Source organism: Flavobacterium reichenbachii (assembly GCF_002217435.1).
GTDB lineage: Bacteria > Bacteroidota > Bacteroidia > Flavobacteriales > Flavobacteriaceae > Flavobacterium > Flavobacterium reichenbachii.
In genome coordinates this window covers 87,310-104,730 of the sequence record NZ_MUHF01000005.1, presented here as the reverse complement: position 1 = coordinate 104,730, position 17,421 = coordinate 87,310, and the positions used below count along the sequence as shown (strand labels likewise).

The 17,421-nt window shown below is 35.5% G+C and carries 16 protein-coding genes; 8 read left to right on the top strand and 8 right to left on the bottom strand.

Annotated elements, in window-relative coordinates; genetic code table 11:
- Position 1 precedes the first annotated feature (1 nt).
- Positions 2-1,636 (top strand): NADP-dependent glyceraldehyde-3-phosphate dehydrogenase, encoded by a 1,635-nt coding sequence (locus B0A68_RS05760; protein WP_035689644.1) that lies wholly within the window; start codon positions 2-4, stop codon positions 1,634-1,636.
- 29 nt (positions 1,637-1,665) lie between these two features.
- Here B0A68_RS05760 and B0A68_RS05755 read toward each other — a convergent pair whose 3' ends face one another.
- The 4 genes from B0A68_RS05755 to B0A68_RS05740 form a co-directional block, all read right to left on the bottom strand.
- A complete protein-coding gene (locus B0A68_RS05755) occupies positions 1,666-3,234 on the bottom strand; it encodes a sigma-54 interaction domain-containing protein (protein ID WP_051892925.1) in 1,569 nt (522 codons plus the stop codon).
- Between the two features lie 39 nt (positions 3,235-3,273).
- On the bottom strand, positions 3,274-4,644 hold the full coding sequence (locus tag B0A68_RS05750) for a sigma-54-dependent transcriptional regulator (RefSeq protein WP_240475332.1): 1,371 nt from the start codon (positions 4,642-4,644) through the stop codon (positions 3,274-3,276).
- Positions 4,645-4,949: 305 nt separating this feature from the next.
- Positions 4,950-5,915, bottom strand: a complete 966-nt coding sequence (locus B0A68_RS05745) for an AraC family transcriptional regulator (protein ID WP_035689643.1) — start codon at positions 5,913-5,915, stop codon at positions 4,950-4,952.
- A 270-nt stretch (positions 5,916-6,185) separates the two neighbouring features.
- Positions 6,186-8,435: a histidine kinase dimerization/phosphoacceptor domain -containing protein gene (locus B0A68_RS05740; RefSeq protein WP_051892922.1), complete on the bottom strand. Its 2,250-nt coding sequence runs from the start codon at positions 8,433-8,435 to the stop codon at positions 6,186-6,188.
- A gap of 358 nt (positions 8,436-8,793) precedes the next feature.
- On the opposite strand from B0A68_RS05740, the gene B0A68_RS05735 reads away from it, so the two are divergent.
- The 6 genes from B0A68_RS05735 (at position 8,794) to B0A68_RS05710 (ending at position 13,115) form a co-directional block, all read left to right on the top strand.
- On the top strand, positions 8,794-9,207 hold the full coding sequence (locus B0A68_RS05735; protein WP_035689641.1) for a nuclear transport factor 2 family protein: 414 nt from the start codon (positions 8,794-8,796) through the stop codon (positions 9,205-9,207).
- A gap of 66 nt (positions 9,208-9,273) precedes the next feature.
- Positions 9,274-10,140 (top strand): alpha/beta fold hydrolase, encoded by an 867-nt coding sequence (locus B0A68_RS05730; protein WP_035689640.1) that lies wholly within the window; start codon positions 9,274-9,276, stop codon positions 10,138-10,140.
- A gap of 70 nt (positions 10,141-10,210) precedes the next feature.
- On the top strand, positions 10,211-11,104 hold the full coding sequence (locus B0A68_RS05725; RefSeq protein WP_051892920.1) for an alpha/beta fold hydrolase: 894 nt from the start codon (positions 10,211-10,213) through the stop codon (positions 11,102-11,104).
- A complete protein-coding gene (locus tag B0A68_RS05720) occupies positions 11,105-11,866 on the top strand; it encodes a sulfite exporter TauE/SafE family protein (RefSeq protein ID WP_035689638.1) in 762 nt (253 codons plus the stop codon).
- Positions 11,867-11,903: 37 nt separating this feature from the next.
- Entirely contained in the window at positions 11,904-12,590 is a 687-nt protein-coding gene (locus B0A68_RS05715; RefSeq protein WP_051892917.1) for an alpha/beta hydrolase, read from the top strand.
- A gap of 273 nt (positions 12,591-12,863) precedes the next feature.
- Positions 12,864-13,115: a hypothetical protein gene (locus B0A68_RS05710; RefSeq protein WP_316931016.1), complete on the top strand. Its 252-nt coding sequence runs from the start codon at positions 12,864-12,866 to the stop codon at positions 13,113-13,115.
- Positions 13,116-13,184: 69 nt separating this feature from the next.
- Here the strand turns inward: B0A68_RS05710 and B0A68_RS05705 are convergent, their stop codons facing one another.
- The 4 genes from B0A68_RS05705 to B0A68_RS05690 all read right to left on the bottom strand — a co-directional run bounded on the left by B0A68_RS05705 (position 13,185) and on the right by B0A68_RS05690 (position 16,877).
- Positions 13,185-14,240, bottom strand: a complete 1,056-nt coding sequence (locus tag B0A68_RS05705; RefSeq protein ID WP_035689637.1) for a proline iminopeptidase-family hydrolase — start codon at positions 14,238-14,240, stop codon at positions 13,185-13,187.
- A gap of 358 nt (positions 14,241-14,598) precedes the next feature.
- Positions 14,599-15,180, bottom strand: a complete 582-nt coding sequence (locus B0A68_RS05700) for a TetR/AcrR family transcriptional regulator (protein ID WP_035689841.1) — start codon at positions 15,178-15,180, stop codon at positions 14,599-14,601.
- Positions 15,181-15,319: 139 nt separating this feature from the next.
- Entirely contained in the window at positions 15,320-16,090 is a 771-nt protein-coding gene (locus B0A68_RS05695) for an SDR family oxidoreductase (protein ID WP_035689635.1), read from the bottom strand.
- A gap of 31 nt (positions 16,091-16,121) precedes the next feature.
- Positions 16,122-16,877, bottom strand: coding sequence for an SDR family NAD(P)-dependent oxidoreductase (locus B0A68_RS05690; RefSeq protein ID WP_035689634.1), 756 nt, complete (start codon positions 16,875-16,877; stop codon positions 16,122-16,124).
- A 109-nt stretch (positions 16,878-16,986) separates the two neighbouring features.
- Here B0A68_RS05690 and B0A68_RS05685 point away from each other — a divergent pair, with 109 nt between their 5' ends.
- On the top strand, positions 16,987-17,340 hold the full coding sequence (locus tag B0A68_RS05685) for a winged helix-turn-helix transcriptional regulator (protein ID WP_035689631.1): 354 nt from the start codon (positions 16,987-16,989) through the stop codon (positions 17,338-17,340).
- Positions 17,341-17,421: the final 81 nt, after the last annotated feature.

Here is a 17,421-nt window from a genome sequence, read left to right as displayed (position 1 = left end):
TATGGAAAATATAAAAGCTTCTTTGACGGCGATTGACAATCTTTTTACAGACGAAAGTCTTATCGCTGAAGAGTACAAGATCTCAGAAATAAATCAGCGTGAATACTTGTTGAATGGTAAGCTGATTCCTTGGAATGGTGAGGTAACGGAAGTTTTTTCTCCGGTATTTATTCAGAGTTCAGAGGGACTTAAACGAAAATTGCTGGGAACTATACCGCATACTTCTGCAAAGGAAGCTCTGGAGTCTTTGGAAGCAGCTGTTGCAGCTTACGACAATGGGCAGGGAGAATGGCCTACAATGAGTGTGGAAAACCGCATTAAATGCATGCAGAAATTTGTGTATCTCATGATTCAGCAGCGCCAGCTGGTGATCAAATTGCTGATGTGGGAAATCGGAAAAAGCCTGCCTGATTCAACCAAAGAGTTTGACCGCACAGTTGAATATATAAATGCGACAATAGATGCTTTGAAGGATCTGGACAGAGAATCTTCACGATTTGAAGAAGCAGAAGGAGTTTTGGCTCAGATCAGACGCTCTTCGCTGGGAGTTGTTTTAAGCATGGGACCTTTTAATTATCCTCTTAATGAAATTTTCACAACCTTGATTCCGGCACTTATAATGGGGAATACTATTTTATTTAAACTTCCTAAACATGGAGTTTTAGCACATTATCCATTGCTAAATGCCTTTAAAGAAGCTTTTCCTCCCGGAACAGTAAATACCCTTTACGGAAGAGGAGCAGAGATTATTTCTCCCTTGATGGAAAGCGGTAAAGTAAATGTACTGGCTTTTATTGGATCTAGTAAAGTTGCAAACAGTTTAAAAAAATTACATCCAAAAGCAAACAGACTGCGATCAATATTAAGTCTTGACGCCAAAAATGCTGCTATTGTAACAAAACATGCCGATCTGGATGTGGCAGTTAGTGAGTGTCTCCTTGGAGCATTATCTTTTAACGGACAGCGCTGTACGGCATTAAAATTAATATTTGTACAGAAAGAAATCGCAGCTGCGTTTGTGGAAAAACTTAGTGAGGCTGTTGCAGCACTTAAACCAGGGCTTCCATGGGATAAAGATGTTAAAATTACACCGCTTCCTGAGTTTGATAAACCTAATTATTTAAAAAACTGTCTGGATGATGCTTTGGCTCACGGAGCACAAATTATAAATGAAAATGGCGGTTACAGCAACAATTCATTTGTTTTTCCGGCAGTGGTTTATCCTGTAAACGACAAAATGAAACTGTATCACGAAGAACAGTTTGGACCAATAATTCCCGTTGTGCCTTTTGATACTATTGATGAACCTATAGAATATCAGATTAATGCCTCGCACGGAATGCAGGTAAGTATTTTTAGCGAAGATCCTAAAGAAGTGGCGAGTCTGATAGATCCGTTTGTAAATTTGGTCAGCCGTGTAAATATTAATTGTCTGTCGCAGCGCGGACCAGATGTATTTCCGTTTACCGGAAGAAAAGACAGCGCCGAAGGAACTTTATCAATATCAGATGCACTGCGCTCTTTTTCAATTCGTTCTCTGGTAGCAACTAAATCGACCGATGCAAATAAAAAATTATTCAATTCGATTGTAAGAGATCATGATTCTAATTTTTTAAGTACCGATTATATATTTTAGAAACTCTAAAAAGTCTCAAGACCAAGCGTTTATTTGTCAGAAAGATAATGTCTTTTTTTTATTCCCAGTTTTTCTATTTTAGAATTTAGGGTTGTAGAAGGTATTTCTAAAAGACAGGCAGCACCGCTGGGTCCTGAGACTTTTCCTTTACAGAATTTAAGTACGCTCAGAATGTATTCTTTTTCGAACTCTTTCCAGGGTTTTATAGAATTCATCCCTTTCAGAATACTATTTTCCTTAAAAGAGCTGATTTTTATTTCTTTTATGACTTTTTCCGACGATAAAAGCATTGCTCTTTCGATAATATTTTCCAACTCCCGTACATTTCCCGGCCAGTCATATATTTTTAGTATATTAAGAACTTTTGCTGTTACTGTTTTAATAGGTTTTTTGTTTTTTGCGGCGTAATGTTGTAAAAAGAACTCTACCAAATCAGGAATATCGTCCGTTCTTTCCCTTAATGGAGGGACATCGATAGGAAATACATTAAGCCTGTAAAAAAGATCGCTGCGAAAGTTTCCTTTTTGCACCTCTTCCTGTAAATCCTTATTTGTAGCAGCAATTATTCGAATATCAACAATTGTATTACGGCTGCTTCCAATACGCTGAATTTCTTTTTCCTGCAGTGCTCTTAATAATTTAACCTGCAGTTCAAGAGGCATTTCACTGACATCATCCAAAAATAATGTTCCAAGATGAGCCTGTTCAAATTTCCCTGTTTTTTGTGCAATAGCACCAGTAAAGCTTCCTTTTTCGTGTCCAAAAAGTTCACTTTCAGTAAGATTTTCAGGAATTGCAGCACAGTTTACCTTTATAAAAGCTTTTTTACTTCTTTCAGAATTATTATGAACTGCCCGAGCAATCAGTTCCTTTCCAGTACCGCTTTCGCCTTGTATAAGAACACTGCTGCAGGCAGTACTTACAAGTTTAATAAGACTGCGTACTTTTGCGATAGAAGAACTTTTTCCAATAATTCCCATCTTATCTTCAGTTTCACTAACTGGGAGCGCTCCATAAGCAGTATTATCAGCAGAAATTTGAATTGTTTTTTCAAAAGATAAAATATTTGTCAGCGTAATACCCAATTGCCGTGATACTATTTTAATGGCATACAGATCACTTCTTTTGGGTACAGTTTCTTTTCCAAAACCAAAAAGCACCACACCATTATAATATTTTGAAGGAATGGCACAGGATACCGCATTGATTATAGTACTTTGAAAAGATTCTATAATGCATAACGGAATTTTAAATGATTTTCTCCATTCATTTTTGGAAAAAATAACAGGTTCCGGAGCATTAAAGGCTGTTGTAAAAATTCCTGAAGTATTGCTGTAACAATCATTTTTATATTTAATATAATTTAAAGGATCGTTATGATAATAAAGCGAATAGCCTTTTTGGGTTTTGTCTTCAATAAATACCATCATTTGATGGAACCCAATTGTATTTTTAAGAATACTATTTACAGCATCATTAAGTTCTTCCCTTGTAGTAAGAGACGCGAGAATTTCACAAATGCTAAATAATTGAGATTGTTGAAGTTCTCTCTGCCGTAAACGTAAATTAATCTCGTCATTGTCTAAGCCATAAGTCATATTTCCAGTTTTAACTTCGTCTTTATTTAAGATTAAGATTCAATAATGTTCCATTCTAATACCCAGTTTTTTTATTTTGGCGTAGAGCGTTGTAGTAGAAATTTGCAGTATATCTGCTGCACCATCAGGTCCGTATATCCTGCCTCCACAAGTATTTAATACCTGCAGGATATGATTTTTTTCCATACCCTGCAGTGATTGCAGATCACCTTGTTGTGTTGTAACAGGATGAAGAGCAGTAGTAGAGGGGAGTTTTATTTCTGTAATTTGATCATCTAAATTTAAAAGTACAGTACGTTCAATAAGATGTTCCAGTTCTCTAATATTACCGGGCCAATGATAAGACAGCAGCTGTTCGAGTACTTTTGGCGAAAAAACTTTGATTTTTTTGTTCGCAGCAGTGCTGAATTTTTTAAGAAAATGCTTTGTAAGTTCCTCTATATCTTCTTTTCTTTCGCGCAGTGGAGGCATTTCTATAGGAAATACATTCAGCCTGTAATATAAATCCAGTCTAAAATTACCATTGGCAACTTCAATTTCAAGTGTACGATTGGTTGCTGCAATAATGCGAACATCTACTTTGATCGTTTGCGAACCGCTGATGCGCTCTATTTCTTTTTCCTGAAGTACCCGCAGCAGTTTTACCTGTGCATCAAGAGGCAGTTCACCAATCTCATCCAGAAAAATAGTACCTCCGTCGGCTTGTTCAAATTTTCCAATTTTCCTCGAGTTAGCTCCTGTAAATGCCCCTTTTTCATAACCAAAAAGTTCAGATTCAAGTAATGATAATGGGAGCGCAGCACAGTTTACCACGACCATAGGTTTATTTTTACGTGATGAATTCTCATGAATTGCATGTGCAATTCTTTCCTTTCCCGTTCCGCTTTCACCAGTAATCAAAATAGAGGTTTCAGTAGGTGCAACAATACTTATTTTTGAAAGTATTTCACTTAATAAAGGGCTTTTTCCAATAATTCCAGAAAATCCTTGCGGCTGTTTTTCAGTTTTAGATGCAGCGGTTTTCGTTTGGTTTTCCATGGCATATCGATATCGTGCAATATCAAGCATTACCAAAAGATCTTTAGGTCTGAAAGGCTTTACCAAAAAGCCATACGGTTGTGTTTTTCTAACAGCTTCAAGCGTAGATTGATTGGTGTTGGCTGAAATAAAAAGAAACGGAATTTTGCAATCTATGAGTTCCAATGCGAGATCTATACCCGTTCCATCACCTTGTAGAATAATATCCAAAAGAACCCACTGTGGCTTTTCCTGAGCCAGCATAGTTCTTGCCTGAGCAGCAGACGACGCTATTCCGGCTATGCTGTAACCATCTCGTTGCAATATCATTTTAAGATGATTGGCTACAATGAATTCATCTTCGACAATTAATATTTTTTCTTTAATTTCCATTATACTTTAGCATAATTTACAAGTCATATTGCGGTGTTTTACTTTCGATGTATACAGATAGAATTAGTAAAAGACAATCGCTGCAGGGCTATAGATTATAGATTCTCTGATAAAAATACAAATTATATTTCTATAAGCTCTATAGGAAAAGCGAAGATAATAACTTCAAAGAATCCAAAATATAGACAAAACCAGCTTTAAATTATAAAAATCAAATATTAGCAGTTAAATTTAAACTTTTCATTATGCATTAAATTTGAAAAGGCTAAAACCATCAACATTCACTTTCAAGATATACAACTTTATTAGCTGTTGCTTGTTTTGGCATGAAACGGCGATGCTGCCAGAATTCTCGAAGCATTAAAATCCTTCCTAAAAGCGCCGGGAGCATTTTGTGTGTGTCTTTTAAAATAATTGTAAAAGTAATTCACATCATCAAAACCATACAATGTGGCAATATCTCTCATAGGTTTATCGGTATATTTCAGCTGGTATTTAATCTCAATAATACGATTCTCATCAATCCACTGATTCACAGATTTGCCTGTAGTAGTACTTACCGTTTTAGACAAATAACTTTCGTTTAAATTCTGCCTGCTTGCATAATCACTTATGTTCAGAAGCGTATCGGTTTCGCCAGACGCAATACTTGTAAAATTATCCTCCAAATCACGCATAAAGGCAGTTACGTACGGATTATATCTTTGGTTAGGATTTTCTGTATGACATACATACTGCTCTTGACGGATTAACAGCAGGAGATTATAGACAAGATTTGTTATAATTTCATACTTGTAAGGCGCACATGAAACGGCTTCGTTGTAAATATCCAGACAAATAGATTCAAAGTATTTCATAATATCATCTGCAAGATTAACCACGTAGCCTTTCTCATGATCAAACTTCTGAATCTCATCAATTCCGTCTGGCCAGAACTGCATTAAAAATTGTTTGCTAAAACTAATGTTGTAAGCCGTGCCTAAAGTTTTCCATTTGCTGGAAAAAAAAGTATGCGGCTGGGTAAAAAGGACATGGTTTTTGCCAAGTTCAAAAGTTTTATCACCTACCAGATAGGTTGCAGTTCCCTCCAGAACTACAATTAAGCTGAAATAATCGGGTCTGAAAACAGCAGTCTGATAAGGCAGTTTCATTCCCAATTCTTCCATGCGTACGATCGCAAAATCATCCCGTTCGATGTAATCAAAAACCGGAAGATTCATAAATGCAAGACTATCAGTAAATTTTCTGACAGTGGTCAATTGCGGCTTCATAATAAAGAATTTTTAAAAGGAAGGATCTCCTTATTATAAATTGCTTTTGACTTGCCGTAATTTTCCAGATTATTTTCCGAATAAATAATACATGGAAAATGTAAGTTTTGAAAAGTGTTCATAAATTTTAATGATTAAAAATTATAAACAGTATTTCAAATTAAAATCCATATTTTTAAATATCTGAAAATCAGTATATTTTACTTTTTATAAAGGTCTTTTTTTACGTTATTTCGTAATTTGTAAATATCATTATTTGGGTTTTTAGTGCTATGATTCCATAAGTACTCCATTTTTTAAATCCGCAGCATTTACATCGTTTTCATTTACATTTAATAAATCCCCTTTTTTTGTAAATGTTATTACAATAGCGAGGCCATTATTACTTTTAAACTCAAGGCTTCCATTTAACTGATCTGTAAGTCCTATCATAAGATTCATGCCCAGCGATTCTCTTTCCTGCGATTCAAACCCTTCAGGAAGACCGACACCATCATCGGCTATCAGAAGCTGATAGATATTAGATTCAATATTTTTTAACTTGATCGTGATCAGTCCTTTTTCTTTACCCGCAAAGGCATATTTTATTGAATTGCTTATCGCTTCATTGAGTATGAGGCCTAAAGGTACAGCCTGTACCACATCAAGTTCTACACATTCCATATCAAGTTTAAAATCAATATTTTGATCTACGGCAAAAGATTCTTTAAGATAACGTACCAATTCCTGAATATACCATGACATATCAATATAAGCTATCGCATCTGACTGATATAATTTTTGATGAATCAGAGACATAGCATACATACGATGCTGACTGTTTTGTATGGCTGTTAATGCGTCTTCATTATCAAGATACATCGATTGTGTACCCAGCAGACTGATTACGATTTGTAGATTGTTTTTTACCCTGTGGTGAATTTCTTTCAACAGCCATTCTTTTTCCGAAAGCAATTTTTTTAGCGCTTCGTTTTGCTCGTTAATCTGCTGCTGCTTATACTCTAAGTTTTTATGTGCGCGCTGTTTTAATCTTGAACGGTTGTATAACAATAAAACAAATAGGAGCAGAGTACAAATACTGCCAATAAAGACATATCTCAAGATAGAAGCATTGCGTATTATTTCTTCTTGAAGTTTTCCATGCTGTGTAAGCAGGATTATACTTTTATCTTTTTTCTCAGTATCATATTTAAGTTGTAAGTCATTGTACTGCTGTGAACTTTTTGTATTAAAAATAGAATCGTTTAGAGATTTGTAATTTTTAAAATGTTCAAATGCACCATGATAATTACCAGTAGCAGAATCTATAGCAGAGAAGGTTTTTTCGATGATTGAAAGAGTTTTCAAATTACTGCCTTCTACTTTCTTCAGTGCATTGATATAGAAGTATGCTTTAGAAGCTTGCCCTGTCTGAATTAGATATTTTATCATGATCGGATATACATATTGTTTCTCCTTTTCATTCATCTCACATTTCAGAACTTTTTCATAATAGCTTCTGGCGTTTTCATATTGTTTTATTGAGGAATAGAGTACCATGTACATAGAAAGGTTGCGCACTTTGCAGTCTGCTGTCGGGTCACCTTTAACAGTTTTTAATATCTCAAGTGCCTCTTTAAATCTTCCGTTATCGTATAGACTTTTTGCAGTATTCACCTGGATTGTCTCCAGATAAACAGCACTTTTGGTTTTTCTGGCCATTTCAATAGACTTTTTATAAAACTCTAATGATTTTTCCTGATGATTGAGGGCATTATTTATTATGGCTAAAAGATTGTATATAAGCGTTCGCCATTTCGGACCGGCATCTGCATTTTCGGCAAGAAGGTCAGCTTGGAGGCCATGATCCAATGCTTCTTTAATATTTCCCCGCTTCCAGTAAAATCGAGTAAGATTGCTGTAATCCTTATAAAGCTCATAATTATGGATTGTTTTCTTGATTTTAACAGATTTCTGTAAATATTTAAAAGAGCTGTCGGCATTCTGCTTCTCCTCATAAATGAAGGCAATATTATAATAAGTCTCTGCCTCACCGTAAGGGTCGTGCGATGCTTTAAATAATTGACTTGCTTTTTGAACATACGGCAGTGCATCTGTGTAATTATCAAAATCGCAGGACATGTCAAGATAAGCCTCTGCTTCCTGATTTTTGAGTCCATTTTTATGCGCATAATCTAATGCCTTATTTTTTAGTTTAGCCGCCAGGACTTTATCTTTTCTTCTGTTGGCAATCTGGCCGTCAACCAGCATACTTGCCGCGATTATTTTTTTTGATTTTAGTTTTAATCCTAAATTTAATGACTGTTGGTTCAGTACTGCACAACTGTCAATATCCTCTGGCGAGTCAAATCTCATAATATAATACACCGCTAAACGATTTAGAAGCCTGGCTTTTTTTGCCTCATCCTTTTCAAACGAAAGGGTTTTTTTTGCCTGCTCAAATTCTTTTATAGTCAATTTTTGCGTAAAAGCATTTATCGTAAAAAGCAATAGCACAGCAATGATGAAATTTTTTTTCATGTTACTTCATTATAAGTTTTGGGAAAATCTAAGTTGAAAATGCATCTAAAATTAAGAATATATTTTAGAAACAAAATCCGACGTATCTACCGCCATTTTGACCTTTTTTTTCAAAAAAGACCCTTATTCCTTGCTGTACGGAGTGTTAAATAACGTCGTATATACTGTATTTTAAGGCTTTATCTACTATTGGTTATTGTGTGCTTAAAATCAATTTTATCTGGTATTCTTGTTTTGTATAGTGATAAATGCTTACAAAATCTTTGTTTTTTATAATTATTGGTGAGAATATAGCAGAAATGGGGAGCCGGTCTATCTCTAAGTTTGTGATGTAGAAATCATTAATTAAATAAAAGTTATGTCAAAGAGATATCCTGTCCCGCCTTTTACAATTGAATCAGCAAAAGAAAAAATACAGCTGGCCGAAGACGGCTGGAACAGCCAAGACCCTTATCGTGTGGCACAGGCGTATACTGCTGACAGTGAATGGAGAAATCGCCATCTCTTTATAAACGGTACAGAAGAAATTATAGAATTCCTTACTGCAAAATGGGAATCTGAGCTTCATTACAAACTCAAAAAAGAATATTGGGCTCATATAGATAATCGAATAGCAGTGCGATTTGAATATGAATATCAAAATGTACAGGGAGAATGGTTTAGAGCCTATGGAAACGAAAATTGGGAATTTGATGAGGATGGATTAATGCAGAGAAGATATGCCTGTATTAACGATCTGCCAATTAAAGAAAACGAAAGAAAATTTATTTAAGTTTTTAAAAATACCTCCAAAAAAGTGTTTAATCAATAATCAAGAATTAATTTAAAAGTTACTATTATGAAAACAAGTTATCATTCAAGAAAAATCAATGGAGTTGAAATTTTCTACAGAGAAGGCGGCTATAAAAACAAGCCGACGGTTTTACTGCTTCACGGCTATCCTACATCTTCTCATATGTTTAGAAATTTAATAAACGAACTGGCAGATGATTTTCATCTTATTGCACCGGATTATCCTGGTTTCGGAAGAAGTGAACAGCCTCCAATTGCTTCCTTTGAATACAGTTTTGAAAATTATTCAAACATCGTAAAAAAGTTATTGGACGAATTAGGAATTGCAAAGTTCAGCATTTACCTAATGGATTACGGAGCGCCTATTGGATTTAGAATTGCAAGCAGAAATCCGGATCAAATCGAGACGCTGATTATACAAAATGGCTGTGCTTACGATGAAGGGCTTGAGACTTTCTGGGATCCAATTAAGGAATACTGGAAAGACAGAAATAACAAAGCGGCAGAAAATACCATCCGTGGATTTCATGATCCTAATGGATTAAAATGGCAGTATACGCACGCTGTACCAGATCCAAGTGTGATTTCGCCAGACAATTGGGAACTTGATTTGAGACACCTTGAGAGACCTGAAAACGGCGACATCCAACTGTCTTTATTTTATGATTATCAAACCAATTTGGTACTATATCCGGAGTGGCAGGAATACTTCAGAAAGTATCAGCCGGAAACCATTATTGTGTACGGTAAAGACGATTATATTTTTCCGGGTTCAGGCGCAGAAGCTTTCAAAAAAGACTTAAAAAATCTTGAATATCATTTGTTTAACACAGGACATTTTGCTCTTGAAAGCTTTGGTGATGAAATTATCGCACTGATAAAAGATTTTCTTTTGAGAAAAACAGGCAAATAATTAAATACTCTGATTCTTATTTAATCTATTGATATACAGATGCGATTATGATTTTTAAAACGAGCAGCTCATGAAAATTCGAAAACAGGAAGAAGAAGGTTTTTCCATAAAGTACAAAAGTATAAAGGTAATTGGAACAAAAATTTTTTACCGAGAAGCAGGGGACAGCAGCAAACCAAAACTGCTGCTGCTTCATGGTTATCCGGCATCTTCACACATGTTTAGAAATGTAATCCCGAGACTGTCGGAACAGTTTCATGTTATAGCTCCAGATTTACCGGGCTTCGGATTTAGCGATGTTCCTTCGAGAGATAATTTTGAATATACTTTTGAAAATTTCTCCAGAATTATAGCAGGTTTTCTTTCAGAATTGAATATTGATAAAATGAGTTTTTATCTTTTTGATTATGGAGTGCCAATCCTTATGCGCTTGATTACTGCTAATCCTTCTTGCGTTGATATGCTTATTTTTCAGAACGGAACCATTCATTTTGAAGGACTTGGCATCGGGTTGAAAAATGCAGCAGCACTATTTAAGAATAAAACCACTGAAAATTTAGAAAAGCTGGCAAAACTGGTAGAGCCTGAGTATATACAATGGGAATATCTAAATGGAGTTAGAGATTTGTCTAGAATAGCTCCCGAATCGTATACAATCGATCAGCTGCTTATGGATCGAAAAGAGTTAAAGGAAATTCATCTGGAAATAAAAGAAAATTACGCCGCTAATTTTTTACTGTACGAGAAATGGCAGGAAGTTCTTATGCAATTGCAGCCGCCTGCCTTGATTGTATGGGGAGAGCATGATGAGGTATTTACTAAGCAAGGAGCATTGGCTCTACATGACGACATTAAAAATTCAAAACTGATTTTTTATCCCAGCGGTCATTTTGTTCTGGAAGAATTTGGGACAGAAATCGCAGAAGAGATAGTCTGTTTTTATCAATCAATTTTTAAAAAGTAAATGGAAAACTACCAATATTTTCTGTTGTTTGCGTCTGCCATTGTAGGCGGGGCGTTAAATGCCTTTGCTGGCGGAGGCGGTTTCATCGTATTTCCCAGTCTGGTTCTCAACGGAGTATCGAGCTTAAAATCTAATGCTATGACCTGCGTTTCACTCTGGCCTGGAAATGTAGTGAGCGCAAAGGCATTCCAAAATGATATTCGAATCAAACGTAAGGATCTGATTTTCTTATTGGTTATAAGTAGTGCCGGAGGCTTATGCGGGGCAGTTTTAATGATCATGACCAATCAGGAAGTTTTTAAGGCGCTTGTTCCTTATTTTCATTTGGTGGCTTGGGGTACGTTTACTTTTAGTAAATCAATATTGAATTATTTTCAAAAGAATTTTCAGGCAGAGCAGCATTTCGAGTATTCGCATAGAAAATTCCTCCCATTGTTTCTTCTGAATGTTTATGGAGGTTATTTTAATGCCGGAATAGGAATTATGATTCTGACGCTTTTCACTTTATACGGAATGAAAAACCTAAATGAAATGAACGGTCTAAAAGTTCTAATGGTTTCGGTAAACAACGGAATAGCGGCTATATGTTTTGTCTTTTCCGGCCTTATTGATTGGAAATTGAGCCTTATATTAATTTTTGGGGCGGTACTTGGCGGGTATTACGGGGCAGTGTATTCTAGAAAAATCAATCAGGAAATTGTCAGAAAGGCAATTATAGTGATTGGAGGGCTTATGGCAGTTTATTTTTTTATGATGTCGTAGCCGCACATTAAATTATTAACAACTTAAAGATTTAAAAATGAAAAAATTTAAAAATATTGTGCTGGTGCATGGTGCATTTGCAGATGGTTCTGGCTGGAGAGGCGTTTATGAAATATTAAATAAAAAAGGGTATGATGTAACCATTGTACATAATCCGCTTACTTCTCTTGAAGATGGAGTAGAAGCCGTTAAAGCTGCATTGGACAAGCAGGATGGTCCAACAGTTCTCGTAGGACATTCGTATGGTGGAGTGTTAATAACAGAGGCTGGTAATCATTCTAACGTTGAGGCTCTGGTTTATGTGGCAGCTTTTCAGCCGGACAATGGTGAATCTGCGCTGGATTGGGCTCAAACAGCACCTCCTGCACCAGAGAGCGGCGTACTGGCTCCAGATGACAAAGGAATTGTATACTATGACAAAGATAAATTTCATGCAGGTTTATGTGCAGACTTAAGCAAAGAAGATGCTGCATTTATGTACGCTTCGCAAGGTGCTTTTTATGCTAAAGGTTTTGTAACACCAATTACAAATGCTGCCTGGAAAGTAAAACAGTCCTACGGTGTGATAGCAACAGAAGATAAAAGTATCGTGCCTGAAATACAGCAAAAAATGTATAAACGCTCTAATACGGTAGTTACAGAGGTTAGAGGAAGTCATGTTGTTTATGTATCACAGCCCGAAGCTGTGGCTGATGTAATTATTCTGGCTTCGAATCCTGCTTAACTGAAAAGCAGGTGTTAAATAAAAGGTGATAATTAGAATTGATTTTGGAAACTGATTAAGGGGCTTGGATATTATGAAAATTTCATAACCAGCCCCTTAATTTTTTTGATTTAGTATAGTTAAGGTTATCGATTAAGTTCAATTATTTTAAACGCAGAAACATAGTGCTTTGAAGATTAAAAAAAGGCGTTTCATTAATCTAAATACTCATAGTTTATCGGTATTAAAATCTATTTTTTTAATTTCATCCAACAGGTTTAATACAAAATATTTATGATGGAAAAAGCGATCAGAATTCGGGTGCGCAAAGAGTTAAGCAGTCAGCAGCAAATCGATATAATAAAATTAAAAGGAAGTTTGATCTCCAGAGGATACACAGAAATTATACATATTGATGATCAGGATCAGGAGTTTCATATAAATTCTTTTGAAGTAACAAACGGAAACAGAAGTGAAGTTCAAAATTTTATAAAAGCGTTTATAAGTAAAGCAGAATTAATTCATACCGTCACTATCTTTAAATAAAAAGAGCTGTCCTGCGACAGCTCTTACTTAATTTGATGCTATTAGAAACGGAGTAATTTAGATAAGCTTTTACAAATCTTTATCAGCTTTGCTGTCAGTATCTTTCAAGAATTTAATTAAACCTTTCATATAAGTCTGCTGATCGTCGTACATACTCATATGACTTCCTTTTTCACAATACAGGTAAGTTCCATTTTTAACCTGAGTAGAAATCCACTCCATATGTTTTGGATCCATAGTATCATATTTTGCTCCTATAGATAAGGTCGGCACGGTAATTTTTGAAAGCTGCTTTTTAATATCCCAGTTTTCCAGTTTTCCAGAAAGTCCAAATTCACTTGGTCCCTGCATGGTCACATAAAGTGATTGGTTAATTTTTCCCAGCGCACGGTTAAGTGGTTCGGGCCATAAGTTTGCATCCATACGCAAAATGTGCTTAGAATAGAAATTAGGAACCAATAACTGCATATATTCCGGATTTTCAAAATCTTTGTTTTTTTCAATTTCTCTTATTCGCGCTAACACCTTCGGATCCATTTGCTTTGCAAGCACCTCTTTAGAATATGTGCTGTAATCGACAGCGCTCATCATCATGTTTGAAATAATCAAACCTTTTAAATTCTGCTGATATTTAAGGGCATATTCTGCCGCTAAAATTCCGCCCCAGGAATGGCCCAGCACATAAAAATTATCTTTATTAAGGTCTAAAGCCTTGCGTACCTGTTCAACTTCGTCTACAAATCGTGGCAGATCCCAAAATGCAGGATCATTAGGATTATCTGAATTGCCAGTTCCAAGCTGATCGTAATAAATGAATTCGATACCTTCTGCCGGTAAAAAACTTTCCATGCATTCAAAATATTCATGTGTTGCACCCGGACCTCCATTGAGCAGGAGCAGTTTGATTTTTGGATTATTTCCGATACGTTTCGTCCATACCTTAAATTTGCCTTTTGGAGTAGTGATTTCAATCATCTTTACACCACCTGTTTTTATGCCTGGACTGGTGTCTTTTAAATAGGCTGCAGTATCTGTATTTTGTTTTTCCGAATGATTTTCTTTATTACAAGACATAAAGGAAAGAACTGTAAAAGACAGTAAAAATATTTTTTTGTAAGTAATCATAATAGTGTTTATAGTATTAATTCTTATATCGCATTGAATAATGCCATTAGTTTTGTTTTTAATATACGCACGATTTGATGTTGGGGCATCAAGGGCTTTGGATTATATTTTATGCTTCAGGCCAAATATATGATCCTGCAGAAATAGCATAATTATCTATTATAATGTAAATATCTCCTCTGGCGGGATTCTTGAGTTTTTTACCTCTTCGTTTCATTGCTATAGTTTAAGTATTATTTTTTTATTGTATTGATCACTACAAAAATTAAGATTAATAGGTTTTTATAATTGATATTTAATAATTTCAAATCTGTTTTTTTATTTTGTATTGAATACTACAAAATTGATTAAAAAAAAGCTAGTTGAGAATACTGAGTTGCATTTCTATTTGTGTTTTCAATACTTCATTATCCGGATACATACGTCTGATTACATTAAAGCCGCTCCAGAATGTAACAAGATAGCGCCCCAAAATTTCAGGACTTGTCTGGTTTTTCATCTTTCCTTCTTGCTGTGCTTTAGCAATTGCCCAGATATAGAGTTGTTCCATTTCTTTTAATACCGATACGGCTTCATCCTCAAAAGTATCGTCTACAAAGGTCATTTCAATAATAGTATTTACAATAAGGCACCCTAACAAATGCGTATAGCGATCTGTTTGTGCTAGAGAACGAAAAAAATCCTTGATTAAATCGATAGGAGATTCGCTTTGCATAAGTTCTTTTTTAAAATCACTCAGCCCTCTTCTTCGAAGCTGAACAGCTTTAGAAAAAACCTCTTTTTTTCCTCCCTTAAAAGTATTGTAGAAACTGCCGCTCCCAATCTGCATCGCCTGAAGCAGATCTTCTAGGGAAGTGGCATTAAAACCTTTTTCCCAAAAGACCTTTTGTGCTTTTTCTATCAGCTGCTCTTCATTAAAGATTGTTGGTCTTCCGCGCATTAGTTTTAATTTTGTATAAATCACTACAAAAATAAACTTTTCTGTATTGAAAGACAATTAAAAGCTAATAAAAAAACTTCCAAAATCAAAAAAATGACTTTGGAAGTTCTTACTAAAAGTATTGATTTTTTAATACAGATTAGTTCATCAAGCTGATATTGGTAAGACCGCCATCCGATAAGATTTCGGTTCCAACTATAAAAGTCGAATCGTCTGATGCTAAAAATACAGCAGCATTTCCAATATCAGAAGGAAGTCCTTGTCTGCCCACAGGTGTAATATCGATCCAGCTTTGTTTTACTTGCTCCACATGTTCCTCTGGCACTAGTTTTCCAAAAACAGGTGTATCAATAGAACCGGGAGAAAGTGCATTGACCCGTATTTTTCTCGAAAGTAAATCTAACGATAACCCTTTGGCCAATGATATAATAGCCGCTTTAGCCGCAGCATAAATAGCCATTCCAGGTGCAGCGCGATGTGCGGCACTCGATCCGATCAGAATGATAGAAGCTCCGTCATTTAAGTAAGGAAGTGCTTTCTTTACAGTAAAATAGGCACTTTTTAAATTCAAATCCATATATCTATCATAACCTTCTTCAGTTACATTGGTGATATCTCCTAAGGGAACTCCATCGACAACACCACCAGCATTTACAACCAGTACATCAATATTACCAAATTTATCAGCCGTTTTTTTGAATATATTTTCTAAATCACTGCTCTTGGTTACATCGCCTGCAACGGCTATAAAATGAGCCCCTAAAGCTGTTACAGCAGTATTTAGTGTTGCTTCATTTCTTCCGGTAATAGTTCCAGAAGCGCCTTCATTTTTGAATGCGGCCGCGATACCAAAACCGATACCGCTGTTACCGCCCGTAATTACTGCTATTTTGTTTTTTAATTTGCTCATTTTTTTGATCTTATGTTATTGTATAAAAAAATTATATACCGTAAATACCGCCTGACACAGAAATTTTCTCTCCCGTTATCCATGCAGCATCATCAGAAGCAAGAAATACAGCCGCTTTGGCAATATCTTCTGGCTGTCCGGTACGGCCAAGAGGCGTAGTGGCAACTAATTTGGTTTCGAAATCACTGCCAATAAAGCCTCCACTGCGTGAACCTTCTGTTTCTACAACACCTGGTAAAATAGAATTGATTCGGATATTTCTCCCGCTGAATTCTTTTGATAGAGAAATCGTAATGGCATCCAAAGCTGCTTTTGTTGCAGAATATACAGATCCTGTAGGCAAAGGTGTGTTACTTGCTCCCGAACTGATGTTGATAATATTACCGCCTTTTTCGCCAAATGATTTCAAAGCCTCCTGAATAGAAAACAGTGATCCCAAAACATTGATATTAAACTGTGAATGAAAGAATTCTTCTGAAAATTCTTCAATGGGTGCGTATTGATAAATTCCTGCATTGTTTACCAAAATATCTAATGTTCCGAAGGCATTTTTTGTTTCCTGAAAAAGTCTTGTAACATCTGATTGTTTAGAAACATCGCCTTGTACTGCGATTGCAGTGCCACCATTATCGGTTATTGCTTTTACAACGCTGTCTGCACCTTCTTTGCTTGATGCATAATTGACTACAACTTTTGCACCTTCTGCTGCAAAATATTTAGCAATAGAAGCACCGATTCCTTTTGAAGCTCCTGTAACTATTGCCACTTTATTTTTTAATTTGCTCATTTTTATATTTTTTTAAATATTTTGAAGATGCAAATTTAGAACGGATTAATTTATTTTAGTAACTTTGTAACTAAAAGTAACAGTAACCTTGAAGTAACAAAGTAACCTTATGGAATGTAAAGAACCTGAAAAAGAACAGCATAAAAAGGAGATGATGGCGGTCCAGGACTCAATGGACGTGCTGAGCGGAAAGTGGAAAATTGCAATTATTTCTTCGATCTGTTATTACAACAAAAGAAGATTTTCTGATATTTTGAATGATGTGACAGGCATTTCAAACAAAATGCTAAGCAAGGAATTGAAGGAACTGGAGATAAACAAACTCATAAAAAGATCTGTTCTGGACACCCAGCCTGTAACGGTTAAATACACGCTTACGGACCACGGAAAAACACTTCAGACTATTATTAATAATCTCACAGATTGGGGAATAGAACACCGAAAAAAAATTATTGAAGAATAATTTTTGATTTATTAAACCTATTTCAAGTACTAAATCTGATCGTAAATACTGGTGATTTTAAATTAGAAATTTAAAATCAGG

Bases quoted from the DNA above. Each gene is read 5' to 3' on its own strand.
- B0A68_RS05760 (WP_035689644.1), top strand. From the start codon at position 2: ATGGAAAATATAAAAGCTTCTTTGACGGCGATTGACAATCTTTTTACA.
- B0A68_RS05755 (WP_051892925.1), bottom strand. From the start codon at position 3,234: ATGACTTATGGCTTAGACAATGACGAGATTAATTTACGTTTACGGCAG.
- B0A68_RS05750 (WP_240475332.1), bottom strand. From the start codon at position 4,644: ATGGAAATTAAAGAAAAAATATTAATTGTCGAAGATGAATTCATTGTA.
- B0A68_RS05745 (WP_035689643.1), bottom strand. From the start codon at position 5,915: ATGAAGCCGCAATTGACCACTGTCAGAAAATTTACTGATAGTCTTGCA.
- B0A68_RS05740 (WP_051892922.1), bottom strand. From the start codon at position 8,435: ATGAAAAAAAATTTCATCATTGCTGTGCTATTGCTTTTTACGATAAAT.
- B0A68_RS05735 (WP_035689641.1), top strand. From the start codon at position 8,794: ATGTCAAAGAGATATCCTGTCCCGCCTTTTACAATTGAATCAGCAAAA.
- B0A68_RS05730 (WP_035689640.1), top strand. From the start codon at position 9,274: ATGAAAACAAGTTATCATTCAAGAAAAATCAATGGAGTTGAAATTTTC.
- B0A68_RS05725 (WP_051892920.1), top strand. From the start codon at position 10,211: ATGAAAATTCGAAAACAGGAAGAAGAAGGTTTTTCCATAAAGTACAAA.
- B0A68_RS05720 (WP_035689638.1), top strand. From the start codon at position 11,105: ATGGAAAACTACCAATATTTTCTGTTGTTTGCGTCTGCCATTGTAGGC.
- B0A68_RS05715 (WP_051892917.1), top strand. From the start codon at position 11,904: ATGAAAAAATTTAAAAATATTGTGCTGGTGCATGGTGCATTTGCAGAT.
- B0A68_RS05710 (WP_316931016.1), top strand. From the start codon at position 12,864: ATGATGGAAAAAGCGATCAGAATTCGGGTGCGCAAAGAGTTAAGCAGT.
- B0A68_RS05705 (WP_035689637.1), bottom strand. From the start codon at position 14,240: ATGATTACTTACAAAAAAATATTTTTACTGTCTTTTACAGTTCTTTCC.
- B0A68_RS05700 (WP_035689841.1), bottom strand. From the start codon at position 15,180: ATGCGCGGAAGACCAACAATCTTTAATGAAGAGCAGCTGATAGAAAAA.
- B0A68_RS05695 (WP_035689635.1), bottom strand. From the start codon at position 16,090: ATGAGCAAATTAAAAAACAAAATAGCAGTAATTACGGGCGGTAACAGC.
- B0A68_RS05690 (WP_035689634.1), bottom strand. From the start codon at position 16,877: ATGAGCAAATTAAAAAATAAAGTGGCAATAGTTACAGGAGCTTCAAAA.
- B0A68_RS05685 (WP_035689631.1), top strand. From the start codon at position 16,987: ATGGAATGTAAAGAACCTGAAAAAGAACAGCATAAAAAGGAGATGATG.